The 20,018-nt window shown below is 51.1% G+C and carries 23 protein-coding genes; 8 read left to right on the forward strand and 15 right to left on the reverse strand.

The features are described from left to right. Positions 1-33: 33 nt before the first annotated feature. From pgsA to uvrY, 3 genes are read right to left on the reverse strand one after another with little or no spacing between them, the layout of a single operon-like run. Positions 34-582 carry a CDP-diacylglycerol--glycerol-3-phosphate 3-phosphatidyltransferase gene (pgsA, locus tag V1603_RS17680; protein WP_116339001.1) on the reverse strand — a complete coding sequence of 183 codons (549 nt, stop codon included), beginning with the start codon at positions 580-582 and terminating at the stop codon, positions 34-36. 56 nt (positions 583-638) lie between these two features. Further along, entirely contained in the window at positions 639-2,471 is a 1,833-nt protein-coding gene (gene uvrC / locus V1603_RS17685) for an excinuclease ABC subunit UvrC (protein ID WP_395313024.1), read from the reverse strand. Then, positions 2,468-3,124 carry a UvrY/SirA/GacA family response regulator transcription factor gene (gene uvrY, locus V1603_RS17690; RefSeq protein ID WP_013096026.1) on the reverse strand — a complete coding sequence of 219 codons (657 nt, stop codon included), beginning with the start codon at positions 3,122-3,124 and terminating at the stop codon, positions 2,468-2,470. The genes uvrC and uvrY overlap by 4 nt, the downstream gene beginning before the upstream one ends. A gap of 464 nt (positions 3,125-3,588) precedes the next feature. Here uvrY and V1603_RS17695 point away from each other — a divergent pair, with 464 nt between their 5' ends. Beyond that, positions 3,589-3,813 carry a DUF2594 family protein gene (locus V1603_RS17695; RefSeq protein WP_014832453.1) on the forward strand — a complete coding sequence of 75 codons (225 nt, stop codon included), beginning with the start codon at positions 3,589-3,591 and terminating at the stop codon, positions 3,811-3,813. Positions 3,814-3,879: 66 nt separating this feature from the next. Here the strand turns inward: V1603_RS17695 and sdiA are convergent, their stop codons facing one another. The 9 genes from sdiA to V1603_RS17740 all read right to left on the reverse strand — a co-directional run bounded on the left by sdiA (position 3,880) and on the right by V1603_RS17740 (position 11,787). Further along, positions 3,880-4,602 (reverse strand): transcriptional regulator SdiA, encoded by a 723-nt coding sequence (gene sdiA / locus V1603_RS17700; protein ID WP_116338997.1) that lies wholly within the window; start codon positions 4,600-4,602, stop codon positions 3,880-3,882. 217 nt (positions 4,603-4,819) lie between these two features. Further along, positions 4,820-5,572, reverse strand: a complete 753-nt coding sequence (gene tcyN, locus V1603_RS17705; protein ID WP_395313025.1) for an L-cystine ABC transporter ATP-binding protein TcyN — start codon at positions 5,570-5,572, stop codon at positions 4,820-4,822. Beyond that, positions 5,569-6,237: a cystine ABC transporter permease gene (tcyL, locus tag V1603_RS17710; RefSeq protein ID WP_163329837.1), complete on the reverse strand. Its 669-nt coding sequence runs from the start codon at positions 6,235-6,237 to the stop codon at positions 5,569-5,571. Before tcyL ends, tcyN begins: the two co-directional genes overlap by 4 nt. 21 nt (positions 6,238-6,258) lie before the next feature. Next, on the reverse strand, positions 6,259-7,245 hold the full coding sequence (gene dcyD, locus V1603_RS17715; RefSeq protein ID WP_395313026.1) for a D-cysteine desulfhydrase: 987 nt from the start codon (positions 7,243-7,245) through the stop codon (positions 6,259-6,261). Between the two features lie 107 nt (positions 7,246-7,352). Then, on the reverse strand, positions 7,353-8,153 hold the full coding sequence (tcyJ, locus tag V1603_RS17720; protein ID WP_047652374.1) for a cystine ABC transporter substrate-binding protein: 801 nt from the start codon (positions 8,151-8,153) through the stop codon (positions 7,353-7,355). Between the two features lie 86 nt (positions 8,154-8,239). Next, positions 8,240-8,791 carry a flagella biosynthesis regulatory protein FliZ gene (fliZ, locus tag V1603_RS17725; protein WP_061097767.1) on the reverse strand — a complete coding sequence of 184 codons (552 nt, stop codon included), beginning with the start codon at positions 8,789-8,791 and terminating at the stop codon, positions 8,240-8,242. 54 nt (positions 8,792-8,845) lie between these two features. After that, positions 8,846-9,565 (reverse strand): RNA polymerase sigma factor FliA, encoded by a 720-nt coding sequence (locus V1603_RS17730; RefSeq protein ID WP_014170714.1) that lies wholly within the window; start codon positions 9,563-9,565, stop codon positions 8,846-8,848. A gap of 129 nt (positions 9,566-9,694) precedes the next feature. After that, positions 9,695-10,900 carry a flagellin lysine-N-methylase gene (gene fliB / locus V1603_RS17735; RefSeq protein WP_233002672.1) on the reverse strand — a complete coding sequence of 402 codons (1,206 nt, stop codon included), beginning with the start codon at positions 10,898-10,900 and terminating at the stop codon, positions 9,695-9,697. 62 nt (positions 10,901-10,962) lie between these two features. Next, a complete protein-coding gene (locus tag V1603_RS17740; protein WP_047362882.1) occupies positions 10,963-11,787 on the reverse strand; it encodes a flagellin in 825 nt (274 codons plus the stop codon). A 400-nt stretch (positions 11,788-12,187) separates the two neighbouring features. On the opposite strand from V1603_RS17740, the gene fliD reads away from it, so the two are divergent. From fliD to amyA, 4 genes are read left to right on the forward strand one after another with little or no spacing between them, the layout of a single operon-like run. Next, a complete protein-coding gene (gene fliD, locus V1603_RS17745) occupies positions 12,188-13,612 on the forward strand; it encodes a flagellar filament capping protein FliD (protein WP_395313027.1) in 1,425 nt (474 codons plus the stop codon). Between the two features lie 21 nt (positions 13,613-13,633). Further along, the gene (gene fliS, locus V1603_RS17750) at positions 13,634-14,038 is read left to right on the forward strand and encodes a flagellar export chaperone FliS (RefSeq protein ID WP_116338983.1); all 405 of its coding nucleotides are present in this window, start codon (positions 13,634-13,636) and stop codon (positions 14,036-14,038) included. A gap of 5 nt (positions 14,039-14,043) precedes the next feature. Next, positions 14,044-14,418 carry a flagella biosynthesis regulatory protein FliT gene (gene fliT, locus V1603_RS17755; protein WP_116338981.1) on the forward strand — a complete coding sequence of 125 codons (375 nt, stop codon included), beginning with the start codon at positions 14,044-14,046 and terminating at the stop codon, positions 14,416-14,418. A gap of 52 nt (positions 14,419-14,470) precedes the next feature. Further along, positions 14,471-15,958, forward strand: coding sequence for an alpha-amylase (amyA, locus tag V1603_RS17760; protein ID WP_163329833.1), 1,488 nt, complete (start codon positions 14,471-14,473; stop codon positions 15,956-15,958). A gap of 102 nt (positions 15,959-16,060) precedes the next feature. Here the strand turns inward: amyA and yedD are convergent, their stop codons facing one another. Both yedD and V1603_RS17770 read right to left on the reverse strand, forming a co-directional pair. Further along, on the reverse strand, positions 16,061-16,474 hold the full coding sequence (gene yedD / locus V1603_RS17765; protein ID WP_395313998.1) for a lipoprotein YedD: 414 nt from the start codon (positions 16,472-16,474) through the stop codon (positions 16,061-16,063). Positions 16,475-16,683: 209 nt separating this feature from the next. Then, positions 16,684-17,094 carry a S24 family peptidase gene (locus V1603_RS17770; protein WP_395313028.1) on the reverse strand — a complete coding sequence of 137 codons (411 nt, stop codon included), beginning with the start codon at positions 17,092-17,094 and terminating at the stop codon, positions 16,684-16,686. Between the two features lie 121 nt (positions 17,095-17,215). Here V1603_RS17770 and V1603_RS17775 point away from each other — a divergent pair, with 121 nt between their 5' ends. The 3 genes from V1603_RS17775 to V1603_RS17785 are packed head-to-tail and all read left to right on the forward strand — an operon-like array spanning position 17,216 to position 19,769. Beyond that, positions 17,216-17,578: a GtrA family protein gene (locus tag V1603_RS17775; protein ID WP_395313029.1), complete on the forward strand. Its 363-nt coding sequence runs from the start codon at positions 17,216-17,218 to the stop codon at positions 17,576-17,578. Further along, positions 17,575-18,498 (forward strand): glycosyltransferase family 2 protein, encoded by a 924-nt coding sequence (locus tag V1603_RS17780; RefSeq protein WP_395313030.1) that lies wholly within the window; start codon positions 17,575-17,577, stop codon positions 18,496-18,498. The genes V1603_RS17775 and V1603_RS17780 overlap by 4 nt, the downstream gene beginning before the upstream one ends. Further along, a complete protein-coding gene (locus V1603_RS17785; RefSeq protein WP_395313031.1) occupies positions 18,495-19,769 on the forward strand; it encodes a DUF6056 family protein in 1,275 nt (424 codons plus the stop codon). Before V1603_RS17780 ends, V1603_RS17785 begins: the two co-directional genes overlap by 4 nt. Here V1603_RS17785 and V1603_RS17790 read toward each other — a convergent pair. Next, positions 19,745-20,014: a hypothetical protein gene (locus V1603_RS17790; protein WP_395313032.1), complete on the reverse strand. Its 270-nt coding sequence runs from the start codon at positions 20,012-20,014 to the stop codon at positions 19,745-19,747. The genes V1603_RS17785 and V1603_RS17790 overlap by 25 nt on opposite strands. Positions 20,015-20,018 lie beyond the last annotated feature (4 nt).

Raw genomic sequence — 20,018 nt, forward strand, 5'->3', positions numbered from 1 at the left:
CCGGATCGTTTGCTGAAAATTACGGCGAAACGATCACTGTTCAAGCAAATCCCCGCGCGCAGCGTTCAAATATTGCAGCATTGACCACAGTGTCAGCACCGCCGCTACCCACAGAAGACCGATCCCCGCCCACTCTACCCAGGCGTTCGGGCGCCAGAGCATCCAGACCAGCGAGGCCATCTGCGCGGTTGTTTTCACTTTACCAATCCAGGACACCGCCACGCTGCTGCGTTTCCCCAGCTCAGCCATCCACTCGCGCAGCGCAGAGATGATGATCTCACGGCCGATCATGGTTGCGGCGGGCAGCGTCACCCACCAGGTATGATAGTGCTCAGCCACCAGCACCATCGCGATAGCGACCATGACTTTATCGGCTACCGGATCGAGAAACGCGCCGAAACGGGTGCTTTGGTTCCAGCGGCGCGCCAGATAGCCATCAAACCAGTCAGTTACCGCTGCGATAAGGAAGATCAATGCGCAGGCAAACGGTGCCCAGACAACCGGCAGATAAAATGCCAGCACAAAGAACGGAATGAGTACAACACGAAAGAGAGTGAGCAACGTAGGGATATTATATTGCATAGTGACGGTAACTATTTGTTGTCAGTAAAATTTAGCTCTATGTTGCTACAGAGCCCTCAATGTTTCAACGAGTAGTAGATCTTTTCTGCCAGCCCTTGCGAAATACCCGGCACTTTTGCAATTTCCTCCATGCTGGCGTTGAGTAATCCTTGCAATCCGCCCATATATTTCAGCAGCATCTGGCGGCGTTTTGGCCCCACGCCCTCAATGGTCTCAAGCGTGCTCGTGTTTTTGACCTTCGCCCGTTTTTTGCGGTGTCCGCTGATGGCATGGTCGTGCGACTCATCGCGAATATGCTGGATAACGTGCAGCGCCGGGGAGTCCGGTGGCAGGCTGAAGCCCTCGCCTTCCGGTTCGAAGAACAACGTCTCCAGACCGGCCTTACGATCGGCCCCTTTTGCCACGCCTAACAAAAGCGGATGGTTTTTGTCCCACTCAACGTCAAGCGACTCGAATACCGCTTTCGCCTGACCAAGCTGCCCTTTCCCACCGTCGATAAGAATGACGTCAGGGATCTTGCTTTCTTCAATGGCCTTACCGTAGCGACGGCGGAGCACCTGATTCATGGCCGCATAGTCGTCACCCGGCGTGATGCCGGTGATGTTATATCGGCGATACTCGGCGCGCAGCGGGCCGTTGGCGTCAAACACCACACAGGACGCCACCGTCTGCTCACCCATCGTATGGCTGATATCAAAACATTCCATTCGCTTCACTTCCGCCAACTTCAGGAGCGTCGCCAGCGCGGTTAAACGCTGGCTGACCGTGGATTGCTGGGACAGTTTCGTGCTGAGCGCCGTCGCCGCGTTGGTTCGCGCCAGCTTCAGATAGCGCGCACGATCGCCGCGCGGTTTGGTTTGAACATTGACCCGACGGCCCGCCAGTTCGGAAAGCGAATCGGCCAGCAGGGTTTTATCGTCAAGATTAAAATCAAGCAAGATCTCGGAGGGCAACGTGCGCATCTGGCTGCCCTGCAGATAGAACTGGCCGACAAACGTTTCCACCACTTCTCCCAGCTCAGTGCCGCCAGGCACTTTCGGGAAATAGCTGCGGCTGCCGAGCACTTTTCCCTGGCGAATGAACAGCACATGCACGCAGGCCATGCCGGCATCGAAGGCCACGCCGATAACGTCGAGATCGTCACCGGTATTCGAGACAAACTGTTTCTCAGTGACTCTGCGCACCGCCTGGATTTGGTCGCGGATCCGCGCAGCTTCTTCAAACTCAAGCGCGGCGCTGGCTTTTTCCATTCGCGCAATTAGCTGGGTTAAGACCTGATCGTCTTTGCCGGCTAAGAACAGGCGTACATATTCTACCTGCTGCGCATACTCGTCTTCACTGACCAGCCCGGCAACGCAGGGGCCAAGGCAGCGACCAATCTGGTACTGCAGACACGGGCGCGAGCGGTTGCGGTAGACGCTGTTTTCACACTGGCGGATCGGGAAGATTTTTTGCAGCAGCGCCAGCGTCTCCCGCACGGCATAGCCATTCGGGAAGGGGCCGAAATATTCACCCTTCGCATGTTTTGCGCCGCGGTGCATCGCGAGCCGCGGATGCGTATCGCCACTCAGAAAGATAAACGGATAAGACTTGTCGTCCCGCAGCAGCACGTTATAGCGCGGCTGGTAGAGCTTAATATAGTTGTGCTCAAGCAGCAGCGCTTCCGTCTCGGTATGCGTCACGGTGACATCAATATTCTGAATAAGTGAGACCAGCGCTTCGGTCTTACGGGAGGCAAGGTTGCTGCGGAAATAGCTGGAAAGACGTTTTTTAAGATCTTTGGCCTTCCCCACATAGATAACCGTACCGCCAGCGTCATACATCCGATAGACGCCTGGCTGGCTGGTTACGGTTTTCAGAAATGCTTTTGAATCGAATACATCACTCACTGACTTAACAACGTCTCCGCGTTACATAAACCGTGCCGGATGGCCAGATGAGTCAGTTCAACATCACCATGGATGTTCAGTTTACTGAACATTCGATAACGATAGCTGTTGACCGTTTTCGGGCTGAGATTCAGCTGTTCTGAGATCTCATTCACTTTCTGACCCTTGGTGATCATCAGCATAATCTGCAATTCACGCTCAGACAAACTGGCAAACGGCGATTCCGTTTTCTCGGGTTCGATCTGGCTCAGCGCCATCTGCTGCGCAATGTCAGAGGCAATGTAACGCTGCCCGGCAAAAACAGAACGGATAGCATTGACGACTTCCTGCGGAGCGGCACCTTTGCTCAGGTAACCAGCTGCACCCGCCTGCATCACCTTCGCGGGCAGTGGGTTTTCAGTATGCACGGTCAGCATGATGACTTTCGTATCAACAAAGGTACGCGCGATTTTGCGTGTTGCCTCAAGACCACCGATACCGGGCATGTTCATATCCATCAGCACCACATCGGCCGAGTTTGTGCGGCACCATTTTACGGCATCTTCCCCACAGCACGCCTCACCGGCAACTTTAATACCTTTAATATCTTCAAGAATGCGTCGTATCCCTGCGCGCACCAGTTCGTGGTCATCAACAAGAAGGACGTTGATCAAAGGAAATGTCTCCAGAATAGGGATAACGCTACTGAGTGATAATTTGGCTTATATTAACGGTTTTCATCACAAGATTAAAACGTTAAAAAATCGGCCATTCGATTTTGGTCTCGTTTTTGGAAATTAGCCTGTACAGTCCATGGAAAGAGAGCCCTGCCATCAGAGCTTTTCCGGCCTTTTTTAAGCATCTGTATTCAAAAAGTTACAAAAAGCTTGCATGTTTTTCTCGCGGAAAAACTGTCCTCAAATTTTTGTAACAATAATTAACGGCAAGTAAACCAGGCGCAAACAATTAATAACCGTACCAGAGCATCAGTTTACCGTCTGGCTGCGTTTACGCAAATAAACACCAACGTAAAAGTACGAAAAACAACCGCTGCATTTTTTGCTGCAGCTTGTGGTATACTCCGCCGCCTTGACTTTCGTCGTCGCGCTTTAGCGCCGTTTAATAATGAGGAAAATAAATGAGCACACCTGAATTTGCCACTGCGGAGAATAACCAGGAACTGGCACAGGAAGTAAACTGCCTGAAAGCGCTGCTAACACTGATGCTGCAGGCGATGGGCCAGGCTGACGCTGGTCGTGTGATCATTAAAATGGAAAAACAAATCGCGCAGATGGAAGACCAGGCGGAATCGGCCGTATTTGCTAACACCGTTAAGCAAATCAAACAAGCGTACCGCCAGTAACAAAAAACGGCTGGATGCAGTGCATTCAGCCGTCCACTCGTCTGTCACGCAGAACGTACTCTCTAATCAGATCAATCCCGTAGCCGCCGCGTAACAGGCTATCTGCGTCTTGTTTGGCGCATTAAATTTTTTCTGCATATTCTTCTGATGGAAGTTAACCGTATTCTCTGAAATAGAGAGAATGATCGCTATTTCCGCAGACGTCTTCCCTTCCGCAGTCCATTTCAGAATTTCTCGTTCGCGTTTGCTGAATTTCATCTCAGGCGGCATAACCATCTCATCTTCAAAACGCAACAGCGCGGTTAATGCCATTTGCACCAGCATCTGAAGCCGCAGCTCTATTTCCTCGCCGGCAAATGGTCCTTCCTGCACGCTAGTACGAGAAACAGAGAGGAAGCCGAGCGCATGATTAGGCAGCATCAGACACTGCGTTATTCCCGAACGTAAGCCGAAGTCCTGCGCACTGCTCCATAATTCCTGAGCATCCGCGAATAATGCGTCCGTCCAGGGTAAATGCCCCTGAATGAAATTCTCCGGCTTAAGCACCGGATCGATGGTGAAATAGTTCGCTGATTGATATTGCGCCAGCCACTGCTGCGGATAAGTGGCATACACAGAAATTTTAGGTCGCGTAAACGGCACGGGATGGCGCACACAGAGTGCGTAATAATCGAATTCCAGCGCCTGAGTTTGTCGCTGAAGTTCCTGATATACCTCGGCGGCACAGGTCAATTCCTGAAACCGGAGGGAGCAATCCCGTCGCCAGGTGAAAAAGTCTGAATCCTTCATACTTACTAAAAGAAGCCTCTGAAAAGATAATCATTATTATGGTGAATATAAACTAACACATAAAACTTATTTCTAACTACAAAATATCGGCAATAGTGCAACTGCGCTATAGATAAGGGCTATTCTGGCCGGGCGGAATAAAAGAACATCGTTTAAGGAGTAGAGCGAGAATAATTTGCTCCAGAGAAAGTTTCTGGAGCAAATCAGTGCAGAAATGCTACTGCATGAGGAATTTTTCCAGGAACTGACGGGTTCGCGGCTGCTGAGGATTAGCAAATAAGCTTTTCGCCGGTCCCTGCTCCACAATTCGCCCCTGGTCCATAAAGATGGCCCTGTCCGCCACATCGCGCGCAAAGCTCATCTCATGCGTCACGATGACCATGGTGCGTTTTTCCTGCGCCAGCTGGCGGATGGTGTTCAGCACCTCACCCACCAGCTCGGGATCGAGCGCGGAGGTCGGTTCATCAAAGAGGATCACATCAGGCCGCATCGCCAGCGCCCGCGCTATCGCCACGCGCTGCTGTTGCCCCCCCGACAGGCGGCGCGGATAGCTGGTTTCTTTACCTGCCAGCCCGACTTTGGCGAGCAATTCGCGCGCGCGAGCCGTCGCTTCTTCTTTTGACTCACCTTTTACTATGACCGGTCCTTCAATAATATTCTCCAGCACCGTGCGGTGCGGGAAAAGGTTGAAGCTCTGGAACACAAAGCCAACATGCTGACGCAGGCGGCGAATCAACCCTTTCTGCTGGCTGATGGATTTACCGGTATCAATCGTTATCTCCCCAACCCGAATGGTGCCCCCTTCCGGCTGTTCAAGCAGGTTGATACTGCGCAGCAGCGTAGTTTTACCCGATCCGCTCGGGCCAATAATCGCCACTACTTCGCCCTGCTCAACTTCCAGGTCGATCCCGTGGAGCACCGTTTGCCCGTGGAATTTTTTCACCAGGTTTTTAACGTCGATAGCTCTCATTTTGGATCACGCTCCTGGCGGTTAAGCTGGTTTTCAAAATAGTTTTGCAGCGCGGACAACACCGTCGCCATCACCCAGTAGATCAGCGAGGCGGCCAGATACATGGTGAAAACTTCAAGGGTGCGTGAGGTAATGAGCTGCGCCTGACGGAACAGCTCCGGCACCTGAATGGTTGCTGCGAGTGAGGTGTCTTTCACCAGGCTGATGAAGCTGTTGCTCAGCGGCGGAAGCGCTACCCGTGCAGCCTGCGGCAGAATCGCGCGACGCAGCGTCTGCCACGGCGTCATCCCGATACTGGCCGCCGCTTCCCACTGGCCTTTATCAATTGACGAGATCGCCGCGCGGAGGGTTTCGGAGGTATAGGCCGCCGTATTGAGCGACAGCCCAATCATTGCCGCCGGGATCGGATCCAGCTCGATCCCGAACTGCGGTAAACCGTAGTAGATCATAAAGAGCTGGGCGATGAGCGGCGTACCGCGAAACACGGAGATATAAAAGCGCGCCAGCCAGCGTACCGGCAGGATGGGCGACATGCGCATTAAGGCCAGAATAAAACCCAGCACCAGCCCGAAGAACATCCCGCCGATACTGAGCTGTAACGTAAATACCGCACCTTTCAGCAGGAACGGCAGCGAATCAATAACCAGTTGAATACTTTCTTGCATTATTATTTTTCGACCTGATTTTTAGACATGAGGATGATAAGCAAACAGCGCGGGCGCCCCGCCGGTGTGCACAAATAAAATCGGCCCTTCATCCTTAAAGCGTTTCTGCGCAATGCCATCGATAAGCCCGGCCATCGCTTTGCCCGTGTAGACCGGATCGAGCAGTATACCCTCAAGGCGCGCCAGCAGCTTAACTGCTTCCATCCCCTCTTCGTTAGGCGTCCCGTAACCCGGTGCAAAATAGTCATCCCAAAGCCGGATCTCGGCCCTGGCCTTCAGCTCCAGCTGCTCTGCCACCGCCTGTTGCAGAATCACTACTTTTGGCTTCTGGTCCGCGACGCTGCGGGACACCGTCACGCCAATCAGCTCGACCTCCGGCAGCAGCTGTTCCAGCCCCACCGCCAGCCCGGCATGCGTGCCCGCGCTTCCGGACGCGACGACCACCGACGAGAGGCTAACGGCGCCCTCGCACTGCTGTGCAATTTCCAGCGCGCTTTCCACATACCCCAGCGCGCCCAGCGCATTCGAACCACCGACGGGAATAACGTAGGGACGGAAACCCTGCGCTTCCAGACGCGTGGCAAGTTCGTCAAGCTGCGAGGTCGGGTCGGTCAACGCATCCACCATCTCCACCTGCACGTTAAACAGATCCAGCAGCAGACGGTTACCGTTGGTCAGATAGTTTTCCGCCCGCGTACCTATCGGGTTTTCCAGCAGGGCCACGCAGTGAAGCCCGAGCTTTGCCGCCACGGCCGCCGTCTGACGAACGTGGTTGGACTGAATGGCCCCGGCGGTGATCAGCGTGTCCGCCCCTTCGCGCAGCGCGTCAGCCGCCAGAAACTCCAGCTTGCGCAGCTTATTGCCGCCCATCGCCATCGGCGTCACGTCATCGCGCTTAATAAAAATATCGCGTCCCAGATAATCAGAAAGTCGCGGCAGGTACTCCAGCGGCGTCGGCGCACCGATAAACTCCAGACGGGGAAAGCGCGTTAAATTCTGTAGTGACATGGATTCTCCGGTAACTCAGACAAAATGTGATATTTTTCATTATGCACGCAGACGCGTAAGAAATAAAAAAGGCGCTTTTAAAAGCGCCTTTTTTTCACGTCACCGACTTATTTGGTGACGTCTGCCCCGAACCACTTCTCAGACAGCGCCTTCAGGCTGCCGTCTTTCTGCATGTCAGCAATCGCGGAATCAATGGCTTTCACCAGATCCTCATTGCCTTTACGAACGGCCACGCCGGATTCCTGACGAGAGAACGCATCACCCGCTACCGCGAGGGTATTGTTGGTTTTCTTCACCAGATCCAAAGCGGCCAGACGGTCAACCAGAATGGCGTCGATACGGCCTACGCGCAGGTCCTGATATTTCGTCGGGTCATCATCATAAGTGCGGATATCCACACCCTGAACGTTCTGGCGCAGCCACTCTTCGTAGTTGGTTCCCAGACCGACGCCAACTTTTTTGCCTTTCAGATCGGCAGCCGTTTTGATGGAGCCTTCGTTACCTTTCTTCACCAGCGCCTGAATACCGGACACGGTGTACGGCGTGGAGAAGTCATACTTCTTCTTACGCTCGTCAGAAATGGTCACCTGGTTAATCACCACGTCAATGCGTTTGGAGTCCAGCGAAGCCAGCATACCGTCCCATTTGGTCGGTTTCAGCGAGGCCTTAACGCCGAGGTGTTTCGCCAGTTCTTCTGCAAATTCCACTTCAAAACCGGTGAGTTTGCCGTCATCACCCTGGAAACTGAACGGAGGATAGGTTCCTTCCAGCCCAACCAGCAGCGTGCCGCGCTCTTTTACTTTATTCAGCAGGTTTTCTGCGGCGAACGTTTTTACGCTCATGCCCGCAACCAGCGCGACGGCCATAACTCCCATCAGCGCCTGACGACCCAGAAGTGCAAATTTCATAAATACCCCGATATAGTGGAATTTTTACGTAGTGTAGAGAAATCGCCTGCAACGTCAAAGGCGACTGCGCTACATCTTATTCTTTTTTAATATATATCAGAAGTTGTTCCGGCGAGCGCTTTCTGCTTCACGGAACCCGGCATTTGCACCTTATATTGCGCATACTTGCGCAGCGCAATACGGTAGTTGTTGGTGCTGGTTGCAGGCAGCCACGGCTCCAGATTTTCATCCAGATAACCGGTCTTGAGCAGATCGCGAGAGATATTGTTAACGGTCAGATGCTGACCAAGGCGGCGCAGGCGAACCACATATTCGCGCACGGTGCCGTGGCTCATCTCCGTTTGTTCGAACAGGAACTGCTTGAAGCCGATGATGTCGAAGAAGTCGCTTTGCTCTTTGCAGTGAAGATCGCCACAGAAACGGCAAAGCGCCACCCACTCTTTTTGCTCTTCGAGCCACGCGGCTTCATCCATTAACGTGTCGAGGCGAGAGATTGCGATTTTATTCACGATCTCGCCGCGGCGAACCAGCGTGATACGATCGAGTAATTTGTTACAGTGGGCGCAATGCGTCTGGCTGTGTTTAAAGTCTTTCAGGTAGCGGCTTAAAGGCCGTCTTTTAGATTGCTGCACCGTCATGATAACTCCTGGTTGTCAATACGTTGTGCGGCATTTTTCGGGTGATTGAATCACCTATAACTTACCCAGCTTGGTTCGTAAGCGTTTAATGGCCTGGCTGTGCAGCTGGCTAACCCGCGACTCCCCCACCTCCAGAACCGCGCCAATCTCTTTGAGATTAAGCTCTTCCTGGTAATAAAGGGTCAACACCAGCTGTTCGCGCTCAGGCAGAGCCTCAATCGCTTCCATTACGCGCTGGCGTAAATTCCCTTCCATTAAATGGTGTAACGGGTTTTCCTGCTGGTGCTCGTCCGTCACCAGCTCGATGCTATCGCCATGCTCTTCGCGCCACTCGTCATAGGAGAAGAGTTGGCTATTATTGGTATCGAGCAACATCTGACGATACTCTTCAACAGCAATGCCAAGACGTTCCGCCACTTCGGTTTCCGTTGCGTTGCGTCCCAGTTCCTGTTCCAGCTGCCCCATCGCATGCGCCACTTCGCGCGCGTTGCGGCGAACACTGCGCGGCACCCAGTCGCGGCTGCGCAGCTCGTCCAGCATCGCACCACGAATACGCTGAACTGCGTAAGTCGTAAATGCCGTTCCTTGCAGAGCGTCGTATCGGTCAACTGCATTCAATAACCCGATACCGCCCGCCTGTAGCAGATCGTCAAGTTCCACGCTCGCCGGCAAGCGCACCTGGAGGCGCAATGCTTCGTGACGCACCAGCGGGACATAACGCTGCCACAGCGAGTGTTTATCCATTACACCTTCAGCGGTATAGAGTGAATTCACGATAAACAGCCCTGCGTTAGTTGAGTTATCGGCATGATTATCCGATTCTGCAGGGCGTTCAATTGGATGAAAAAGGGGGATAAAGTGAGGTTATTCTGAGGTTGCCCGCATCAGGGGCAACTTTTCTGGCTAAATTAACAGTTGCAGCAATGAGATATCGTCGCCCAATTTGACGCTATCTATATGTTGATGAAAGAGCTTTCCTGCTTCCTGATTATGCTGGCTCAGGGAGTGGAAGCTGTAAATAACGTCAATAATATTGTCTTGTTCAATTTTCCCCGCCGCGATGGCCTGACCGGCAAGCAGCGATTTGAGGAAATAGAACTCCGCGACGATTAAATAGAGATTATTCAACATGCTGCGGCCGTTGCTCTGCGGGAAGCCCTGCTCCCAGAGCTTGTATTTAAAAAAGTTCTTAAACAGGTGATCGTTTTCCGTCAGGTAACCGCCCGCCACATCGCGCCACACGGACTCGATGTTTTCCATGACCTTTTCTGCCGAAACGGTGTCATCGACAGATTCAAACTGTTGATAAAGCTGGTCAAAATAACGGTTTAATACGGCGCCACCGCGGGCCGTCGCTTTCTTCGTAAAGTAACTTTGGATGAGCGAGATTAACGCGAATTTCAGGCTGTAGTTCTGATTAAACCCGCCTAACTCCTTCTTGATTTTACCGCTCACCAGCTCGTTCACCAGCGAAAAATAAACCGTTTCGAGCGTGCCGATATTCTCTTCCAGGTTTTCGAGCTTTTCAGCGACCATGAGGAATTTCACCACGGCATAAACTTGTTCTTCAACGCTCACCGCCTCAACGCTAAATAGGTTCTGGCAGAAGAGATTGATGACCTTCATCTTCAAATCCATCGCTGGCGCATTATTAACGTCCTGCTGAACGCTGATGGACTCCATCATCGACATCGACGCCCGATCGTTCAACAGCAGTCGGGTGACTTCCGGACACGAGAGATTGAGCGATTTTTCGATTTCGGTTTTATAGACGCGGTTTGTCCGCGGGAATGTCGAACAGGTTGGGCTTAACGCCTGGGCCCCCATGGCGCTATGAATAGAACAGAGCTTTTCCGTATCCATAAACGGGCAATTTTTACTTTCCGTATGGAAAATCACTTCGCCCCAGTTGCCATACTGTTTTTTTGTGACTTTTATCGCCGTTTTCGCCGTGTGACGAATGGCGGAATTTTTACTGTTCAGATAACGGTTAACGGAGGATTTATCAAACGCGATGGTCCAGCCCTGACAACAATGTTCACGACATTCCCCACCGACACAGGAAAAATCTGCGACCAGTTTAGGCTGGGTAATAACGATCTGTTTCACGGGCGGATCCTCAAAATTCAGAGACAAAAAAACCCCGCCGAAGCGGGGTTTGATGCGTAATATTAACGCAGCAGAGACAGAACGGTCTGTGGAACCTGGTTTGCCTGAGACAGAACAGAAGTACCAGCCTGCTGCAGGATCTGCGCGCGGGACATGTTGGAAACTTCAGTTGCGTAGTCAGCGTCCTGGATACGGGACTGAGCAGCAGACAGGTTGTTAGAGGTGTTGTTCAGGTTGTTGATTGCAGAAGTGAAGCGGTTCTGCACAGCACCCAGACCGGAACGAGCGGTATCAACTTTAGCGATTGCTTTGTCAATGGTGTCCAGATCGGTAGCAGTCATTGCTTTCAGGTCGATTGCGTTCACACCCAGAGTGGTGGTGTCAGCTTTAGCACCGCTCAGGTCCAGATCGATGGTGTCGCCGTCGTTTACGCCAACCTGAATTTTAACCACACCAGCAGTACCAGCAGAACCATCCAGCAGTTTGATGCCGTTGAAGTCGGTTTTGCTGGCAACACGGTTGATTTCAGCCAGACGAGCGGTAACTTCATCCTGCAGAGATGCCAGGTCAGAGGTGCTGTTGGTGCCGTTGCTTGCCTGAACAGCCAGTTCACGAACGCGCTGCAGGTTGTTGTTGATTTCGTTCAGGGAACCTTCAGCGGTCTGCGCCATGGAGATACCGTCGTTGGCGTTACGTGCAGCCTGAGTCATACCTTTGATCTGAGCGGTCATGCGGTTTGCAATCGCCTGGCCAGCGGCATCGTCTTTCGCGCTGTTGATACGCAGACCTGAAGACAGACGCTCAATAGCAGTGCCCAGAGAAGACTGAGATTTGTTCAGGTTGTTCTGAGTAGTCAGGGACAACAGGTTAGTATTGATAACTGCCATAATTTTCTTTCCTTCAAAAATTGGGTTTTAGGTCCGGTGCCTAACACTCACAGCGTCTCTCACCGTCAACAAGGTTATCGACGGGTCCCGAAAAGACTTTAGAATCAATTTCGAAAAAATTATAACCAAATGATTATTAACGATTTTATTTTTAAAAAATCAATTAAGATTTATCATAAGGTTATTATTTAGGTCTTTTTATTACGTGGAATATGCCAAAAAAGGCACACATTTATCCGTGTTATTGACGCGCTAAAAAATCGTCCCAAAGTGCAATCGTTTCATTTACCGCGCCAGGACATGCCTATTCTTTGGATTATTTTTTTCTCGCCATCGTAAACTTTTACTATTCGAGGCCGATAAGAGTCCTGAACTACTTTCGTATTTAAGGAAAATATACATGGCTACTATCAGTAACCTCGGGATAGGTTCTGCAGGACTCGGGGATTTATATAATCAGTTGGACGCAGCAGAAAGAACCAAGCTGACGACGATTACTACCCAGCAATCAACGTATAACGCACAGTTGAGCGCGTACGGCAAGCTGCAGAGTGCCATGACCTCGCTGCAGACTGCGACCGCTGCGCTGGGTAAAGCGACCACATGGAACTCAACTGCCGTAAGCAGCACCAACACGGCCTTTACGGCAACCACTACCGCTGACGCATCCGTCGGCTCTTATGTGGTTAACGTCAACCAGGTGGCAAAAGCACAGGCGCTCACGACGGGCTCCTATACCACCAACACGGAGCTGCTGGGCGATACGACCGGCACGACGCGTAAAATTACGATTACCCAGCCGGGGACTAAAACGCCTTTAGAGGTGAACCTGGCCGATGGCGATACGTCGCTGGCCGGGATCGCGAGCGCGATCAATAAAGCGAACGGCAACGTCACCGCCAGCGTAATCAAGGCGAAAGACGGCGATTACCGCCTGATGCTTTCATCGAAAACCACCGGTATGGATGGCGAGATGACCATCAGCGTAACCGGGGACGACAAGCTGCAAAGCGCAATCGGCTACGACTCAACCGCCAAAACCGGCGCGCTGACGGTAAATACCGCGGCACAGAACGCGATTGTCGTCGTGAACGACATCAAGATTGAGCGTCAATCGAACACCATCTCCGATGCGCTGCCGGGGATGACCTTCACTCTGAAGGCAGAAAGTAAAGCGGATGAAATGCTGGAAGTGACGCGCGCCACGGATGCGAACCAGAAAGCCGTAACGGACTGGGTAACCGCGTATAACTCGCTGCAGTCCACCATTAATAGCCTGACCAAATATGTGCCGGTCGACGCTGGCGCTGGCGGCCAGTCAGCCAGCAACGGCGCGCTTGTCGGTGATGCAAATGTGCGCGGGATCCAGTCTCAGCTGCGCGGTCTGCTGACCGAAGTGCAGGCCGGCTCCGTTCAGATCATGGCTCAACTCGGGATTACCCAGGATCCAGTGAAAGGCGCAGACGGTACGGTCGGTAACCTGAAGGTGGATACCGATAAGCTGAAAAAAGCGCTGACCGACAACCCGACCGCCGTACAGCAGTACTTTATCGGTGACGGAAAGAAAACCGGTCTGGCGACCCAGATGAACAACACGCTGACCACCATGCTCAGCACCAGCACCGGCAGCGCGGGTGTGATCCAGAACGCGAAAGACGGTATTAACAAAACGCTGAAAACCCTGGGCGAACGTTACGATTCTATGGAAGCCTCTATTGATGCGACCATGGCGCGTTACAAAGCGCAGTTCACCAGCCTGGACGTATTAGTCACCAAAATGACCAGTACGGCCAACTACCTGACCCAACAGTTCTCACAAAAATAGTCGTAGCCTTCAGGAGTGGATATGTATAAGACCTCTGGTGTTCAATCCTATCAGCAGATAGGAGTAGAAAGCGCTGTTATGAATGCCAGTCCACACCAGCTGATTGTCATGTTGTTCGACGGGGCGCAGAGCGCCCTCGTCCGCGCGCGTTTGTTCATGGAAGCCGGACAAATTCGTGAAAAAGGCGAAGCGTTATCGAAAGCCATTAACATCATCGACAACGGTTTAAAAGCAGGACTGAACATGGAGGTTGAGAGCGATCTGTCCAGTAATCTTGCCTCCTTGTACGAATATATGGTTCGACGTTTATTACTGGCGAACGTCAGTAACGACGTAGACGCAATTGTTGAAGTCGAGGGTTTATTAAACAACATTGCGGATGCGTGGAAGCAAATCGGCCCCAATGCGTCCTCTATTTCAGGATAATTTTGATGAATAATCCCAGCGCAGCGCTTAGCCACTGGCAGGCGTTACATGCTCAGAGCATTGCTATGCTAAATCTCGCACATTCTGGTCAATGGGATGCGCTTATTGAGCAGGAAATGCATTACGTTCAACTGGTGGAAAAGATTTCGCAAACGCCCATCATGTCATGCCCCCCGGCTCAGGTTGAGCAAGCGCGTGCGCTGCTGGAGATGATCCTCGACAATGAGAATACGTTAAAGGCCCTGCTGAAAGTGCGGATGGACGAACTGCGTAATCTCATCGATCAGACCGGTAAACAGCAATCCATCACCTCTACCTATGGAAAGCTGTCAGGGAATATTCTTTATCCAGAAAGTGTTACCCGCGACACACAATTATGATTTCTTCATCCATACTCCAGAAGTCTGCCAAATGGCTTCTGGAGCACGGACGATGAAAAACCCCACCCTGTTACAATGCTTTCACTGGTATTACCCCGCTGGCGGCGAATTGTGGCGAGAAGTCACGGCGTTAGCCCCCAATCTTAATGAAATCGGCATCAATATGATCTGGCTGCCGCCCGCCTATAAAGGGGCTTCCGGCGGGTATTCGGTTGGCTATGACTGTTACGATCTGTTCGACCTCGGCGAATTTGATCAGAAAGGCAGTATCGCCACAAAGTACGGTGACAAAGCGCAGCTGCTGGAGGCCATCGACGCCCTTAAAAGCAACGACATTGCCGTACTGCTGGATGTGGTGGTGAACCACAAAATGGGGGCAGATGAGAAAGAGCCTGTCCGTGTTCAGCGCGTGAACGAGCAGGATCGCACGCAAATCGATGATGAGATCGTCGAGTGTGAAGCGTGGACACGCTACACCTTCCCTGCCCGCGCCGGGCAATATTCGCAGTTTATCTGGGATTACAAATGCTTCAGCGGCGTCGACCATATTGAGAATCCCGATGAAGACGGCATCTTTAAAATCGTCAACGACTACACCGGCGAAGGCTGGAACGACCAGGTCGACGATGAGATGGGTAACTTCGATTACCTGATGGGCGAAAATATCGACTTTCGCAATCACGCCGTCACCGAGGAGATCAAATACTGGGCCCGCTGGGTCATGGAACAGACGCGCTGCGACGGTTTTCGTCTGGACGCCGTCAAGCATATTCCGGCCTGGTTTTATAAAGAGTGGATTGAGCATGTACAGGAAGTTGCCGAACAGCCGTTATTTATCGTGGCGGAATACTGGTCCCACGAGGTGGACAAACTGCAGGCCTATATTGACCAGGTCGACGGTAAAACCATGCTCTTTGATGCCCCCCTGCAGATGAAATTCCACGAAGCGTCACGTCAGGGTCGGGATTACGACATGAGCCAAATCTTCACCGGCACGCTGGTGGAGGCCGATCCGTTTCATGCGGTCACCCTCGTCGCTAACCATGACACGCAGCCTCTACAGGCGCTGGAAGCGCCGGTGGAAGCCTGGTTTAAACCGCTGGCGTATGCGCTGATCCTGCTGCGGGAAAACGGCGTGCCGAGCGTTTTCTATCCGGATCTGTTCGGCGCCAGCTATGACGATACGGGAGGCGATGGCGAGACCTATCACATCGACATGCCGGTTATTGAGCAGCTCCACGAGTTGATCCTTGCCCGCCAGCGCTTTGCCCACGGCGTGCAGACGCTGTTTTTTGACCATCCAAACTGCATCGCTTTCAGCCGCAGCGGCACCGAGGACGATCCCGGCTGCGTGGTGGTCATGTCGAACGGTGACGACGGCGAGAAGGTGATTTGCCTGGGGGAAAACTACGGCAACAAAACGTGGCGGGATTTTCTCGGCAACCGTGAAGAAACGGTCACCACCGCGGCGGATGGCGAAGGCACCTTTACCTGCAAAGGGGGAAGCGTTAGCGTGTGGGTGATTGAGGATGCGTTGTAGAACGGGAAACGTGCGGCCTGATGCCCTCACCCCGTCCCTCTCCCACAGGGAGAGGGAGCAAACACCAAAAACGGCAACGAGGTTGCCGTTTTGCTTTTACCCTTAGGGCAGTTTACTCTCCAGCGGATTCTTGCTCAGATAATCAGCACATTCCACCGTTGGGCGGTTAACCTTTTGCAGCTCCATCCCGTCATACTCCAGCGTTGAGCCGTCGCGATCCAGCGGATAGATATCCAGCTTGCGAGTAACGTTGTAATAGCTGTCTGAGCGCAGCATGATCTTACCCGGCACGGCAATCACGCGCTGCCACTGGCGACAGTCCAGCGTATCGCCCTCTTCCGTGACCACCAGCGTGGCAATCGCTTCAGGGCTGACCAGGCTGCTCTGCGGCCCTTTCGACTGCCAGTATCCCGCCAGGTTCGCCGGGACGGGATGCTTGATCACATCATTATAGTTATCGACCTGAACGCACCCGGTCAGTGCCAGCAGCGCGCCAGCAATTGCTATTTTTTTCATCATCTTTCCTGCATTCGAAGAAAAAAATATTGTGGCATTAAAGCGCAGAGGCCGCCAGCGAAGATCGACGGGGCTTAAACCTGCGTCCCATCACATGAGCATACATTTTTCATAATCGACAAAGATCGTCCAAGAGCGCACCAAATAACAGATGGTTTGAGTCGTCGAAAACATCAGTCGTCTAAGTTCACCTTAGAGCGAGTGCTGTTTTATGCCCCATCCATGCCCCATTCCATCACCGGGCAGTCGTCGAACTCACCAGAGCGCGCATCGTTGATGATGTAAGTGATCACTCCAAACACCGGCCGCGATGTATCTGACACTTCGTCCTTCACCGGTAACGGCTCCCTCCTTCCATTTTCAGGGTTTTCCAGATAAGGATGCGGGTGAGTCCTGTAACGGCTGATCCTGAACTCGCCATCAACAGCACAGACAAGCAGAGAGCCGTCTTTCGGTGTCAGCGATGAGTCGACGATGAGCATGGAGCCCTTCATGATACCCGCATGCAGGTATGTCGTGCCGGCTACTATCATATACGTGGATGAAGGATGAGCAATAAGACGCTTATCGAGTGACATGCGCTCTTCAACGTAGTCTGCTGCAGGGCCAGGAAATCCCATAAACAGCCCCAATTAACTGTATATTTACACAGAATCTCAGCTTTCGAAATTGATCAAGTGCTGATCAGATTGGTCTTAGGTGGTAAACTCCGCTAAATTCTAAAACAACCAAACTACTCATATGCTTAAGCAATTCTCAAAATATTTGACTGTTGGCGTTTTCAATACCGCTATCCACTGGTTGGTCTTCGCAGCAGGCGTCTATATGTTCCATGTTAACCAGGCAGCAGCAAACTTTCTGGCTTTTGCTACTGCTGTGACGTTCTCATTCTTCGCCAATGCTGCCTTTACGTTCAAATCAAAGCCTAAGGCGAAAAGTTATTTTCTGTTTGTTGGTTTCATGGGGCTTATGAGTGTTTTGGTAGGAAAGGTGTCTGATTACTATCAGATCGCCCCCATCGTTACTCTTGTTGAGTTCTCGCTGATAAGCCTGGTGTGCGGTTTCTTTTATTCAAAACACATTGTATTTAGGGAAGAAAAATGAAGATTTCTCTGGTTGTTCCCGTCTTCAATGAAGAGGACGCGATACCAATTTTTTACAAAACCGTCAGAGAGTTTGAAGACCTTAAGTCATATGAAGTAGAAATAGTCTTCATCAATGATGGGAGTAAGGATGCAACTGAAGCGATCATAAATTCGATTGCTGTTTCAGATCCTCTCGTTAAGCCGCTTTCCTTCACTCGCAATTTCGGCAAAGAGCCTGCGCTATTCGCCGGGCTTGACCATGCAACCGGCGACGCGATTATCCCGATTGACGTAGACTTGCAGGACCCTATCGAGGTAATACCTCATCTTATCAATAAATGGCAGGCCGGTGCCGACATGGTTCTGGCTAAGCGCACAGACCGTTCTACTGATGGCAGGCTTAAGCGTAAGACGGCTGAATGGTTCTATAAGCTGCACAACAAAATCAGTAATCCGCAGATTGAAGAGAACGTTGGCGATTTCCGCCTGATGTCTCGCGAAGTGGTAGAGAATATTAAGCTCATGCCAGAGCGTAACCTATTTATGAAGGGTGTATTGAGCTGGGTAGGCGGAAGGACCGATGTCGTTGAGTATGCTCGCGCAGAACGTGTGGCCGGTAATACAAAATTCAATGGCTGGAAGTTATGGAATCTCGCTCTGGAAGGAATTACAAGCTTCTCCACCTTCCCACTTCGCATGTGGACCTATATTGGTCTCGCAGTAGCAGGAATGGCTTTCCTGTATGGCGCATGGATGATTATCAACACGCTTGCCTTTGGTAATCCAGTTCGTGGCTATCCGTCATTGCTTGTTTCTGTCCTGTTCCTTGGTGGCATTCAGTTAATTGGGATTGGAGTGCTTGGGGAGTATGTAGGCAGGATATACACTGAGGTAAAAAACAGACCACGTTATGTTTTAAAGAAGGGCGATGACAAATGAAATCCATTGTGAAGTCTGCGATTTCTTTACAGGCCATTGCCATTGCATGCATCTATATTCTTACATTTATGTACTCACCCCTAAACGGTGAGGATTATGGGCTTACAAAAAGGTTTACATCAGAGAGTATTTCAGAACGATTATTCTGGGCTCTTCAAAGATCAGTTCATCAGATTGAGTCATGGAATGCGAGGCTTGGCGAGCAGCTATCAATTTTTACTCTCAGCCTGCCTGATTATACTTTCCTTTTGGTGGCTGTAATTTCTATCGCCATACTCTCCTATGTCATTTCGACTTTACTGTTCGATGATGATAGGAAAGCATCATCTTTAGTGCTCGGAATTATTTTTGTCTTTCTGCTGTGGCCCGGCTTCGAGTTATTTACGTGGAGGACTGTTATCACTGGTTATACAGTTCCCATGCTTCTGACACTTGCTGTACTTCGTAAATTCATGACGCATTCCAGACGTGCCATGCTGATAGATAGCAAAGTTCAAATGGCATTGTATTGCTTCGTGGGATTACTTTCCGGGATCTCTTTCGAGAATGTGCCAGTAGCGACCATCTTTTTCTTGTTTGCGACACTGTTCATGAACAAGCAGCTTAAAACACGACTAGCACTTGTTCCTGTGTCTGTGCTGGCAGGGTGGGTATTGCTTGTTACAGCGCCATCGACAACATTCAGAAGAATTAAATACAATGAGTGGTACCACAAAGACATTTCATTTATTGATGGAATTCAAGCGCGGGCGATCGATGTCGTGTCTGTATTTGCTCAGACATCTACAATTGTGTTCATTGCGGCAATACTGGCTCTTGCTTACCTCTACCATAAAAAACTTGTCTTAAAAGAGCATGACCTGTTACTAATTTCTTCTGTTTTAGTCGTAGGGTCTATGGTTGCATCTCCATACACTGAGGCCAGATCTTTTATGTTCGCCTGGTGTGTCATGATCGCCTTTGTGGTTGCCGCTGTAAAAACATTGCGTGATGTCGACTGGAGATATAACATTCCTATTTTAGTAGTAGGCTTCATGGCTCTTTATGTAAGCAAAGAATTATATCATCAAACACGAGAGTTTTATGAACCAATGCACTCGCGGGAGTCTTTTATTGAAGAAAGGCTTAATAGCCGCGAATGCGCCAGTGGAATAAAGGTAGGTATAGTAAAAGGATTTGATGATTATCGCTATGTAAACAACAGGGATGAATGGTATTACTATAATTTACCTCTCATTTCTGAATACTACGGGTGCAAAATAATAAAATAAATCAGGGGGCGATTGCCCCCTTTTTTATACAGGCTGATGGCATGACCGATTGCTGCGCCGTTGACCACACCATTTTTTACTTTGTTTGGCAGACAGTTATCGCTGTAAACAGAGTCATTGATCTCAATGTTGTGACCACAGGCATTGATAGATGAGAAATCATTCAGGACACACCCGCTGACCCCGTTCATAACGACGTTTGATGCGGAGCCAGTGCAGTTTGCACTGTTACCGTAGATGGTCATCTTG

Origin of the sequence: Enterobacter sp. ECC-219 (genome assembly GCF_043966805.1) — a bacterium.
GTDB classification, from domain to species: Bacteria; Pseudomonadota; Gammaproteobacteria; order Enterobacterales; family Enterobacteriaceae; genus Enterobacter; species Enterobacter cloacae_N.

What these genes read in the sequence shown, in the direction of transcription:
- fliD (WP_395313027.1), top strand. Translation starts at nt 12,188, where the DNA reads ATGGCTACTATCAGTAACCTCGGGATAGGTTCTGCAGGACTCGGGGAT.
- fliT (WP_116338981.1), top strand. Translation starts at nt 14,044, where the DNA reads ATGAATAATCCCAGCGCAGCGCTTAGCCACTGGCAGGCGTTACATGCT.
- sdiA (WP_116338997.1), bottom strand. Translation starts at nt 4,602, where the DNA reads ATGAAGGATTCAGACTTTTTCACCTGGCGACGGGATTGCTCCCTCCGG.
- yedD (WP_395313998.1), bottom strand. Translation starts at nt 16,474, where the DNA reads ATGAAAAAAATAGCAATTGCTGGCGCGCTGCTGGCACTGACCGGGTGC.
- pgsA (WP_116339001.1), bottom strand. Translation starts at nt 582, where the DNA reads ATGCAATATAATATCCCTACGTTGCTCACTCTCTTTCGTGTTGTACTC.
- tcyJ (WP_047652374.1), bottom strand. Translation starts at nt 8,153, where the DNA reads ATGAAATTTGCACTTCTGGGTCGTCAGGCGCTGATGGGAGTTATGGCC.
- V1603_RS17785 (WP_395313031.1), top strand. Translation starts at nt 18,495, where the DNA reads ATGAAATCCATTGTGAAGTCTGCGATTTCTTTACAGGCCATTGCCATT.
- fliS (WP_116338983.1), top strand. Translation starts at nt 13,634, where the DNA reads ATGTATAAGACCTCTGGTGTTCAATCCTATCAGCAGATAGGAGTAGAA.
- V1603_RS17790 (WP_395313032.1), bottom strand. Translation starts at nt 20,014, where the DNA reads ATGACCATCTACGGTAACAGTGCAAACTGCACTGGCTCCGCATCAAAC.
- V1603_RS17695 (WP_014832453.1), top strand. Translation starts at nt 3,589, where the DNA reads ATGAGCACACCTGAATTTGCCACTGCGGAGAATAACCAGGAACTGGCA.
- fliZ (WP_061097767.1), bottom strand. Translation starts at nt 8,791, where the DNA reads ATGACGGTGCAGCAATCTAAAAGACGGCCTTTAAGCCGCTACCTGAAA.
- tcyL (WP_163329837.1), bottom strand. Translation starts at nt 6,237, where the DNA reads ATGCAAGAAAGTATTCAACTGGTTATTGATTCGCTGCCGTTCCTGCTG.
- amyA (WP_163329833.1), top strand. Translation starts at nt 14,471, where the DNA reads ATGAAAAACCCCACCCTGTTACAATGCTTTCACTGGTATTACCCCGCT.
- V1603_RS17780 (WP_395313030.1), top strand. Translation starts at nt 17,575, where the DNA reads ATGAAGATTTCTCTGGTTGTTCCCGTCTTCAATGAAGAGGACGCGATA.
- V1603_RS17740 (WP_047362882.1), bottom strand. Translation starts at nt 11,787, where the DNA reads ATGGCAGTTATCAATACTAACCTGTTGTCCCTGACTACTCAGAACAAC.
- dcyD (WP_395313026.1), bottom strand. Translation starts at nt 7,245, where the DNA reads ATGTCACTACAGAATTTAACGCGCTTTCCCCGTCTGGAGTTTATCGGT.
- V1603_RS17770 (WP_395313028.1), bottom strand. Translation starts at nt 17,094, where the DNA reads ATGGGATTTCCTGGCCCTGCAGCAGACTACGTTGAAGAGCGCATGTCA.
- tcyN (WP_395313025.1), bottom strand. Translation starts at nt 5,572, where the DNA reads ATGAGAGCTATCGACGTTAAAAACCTGGTGAAAAAATTCCACGGGCAA.
- V1603_RS17775 (WP_395313029.1), top strand. Translation starts at nt 17,216, where the DNA reads ATGCTTAAGCAATTCTCAAAATATTTGACTGTTGGCGTTTTCAATACC.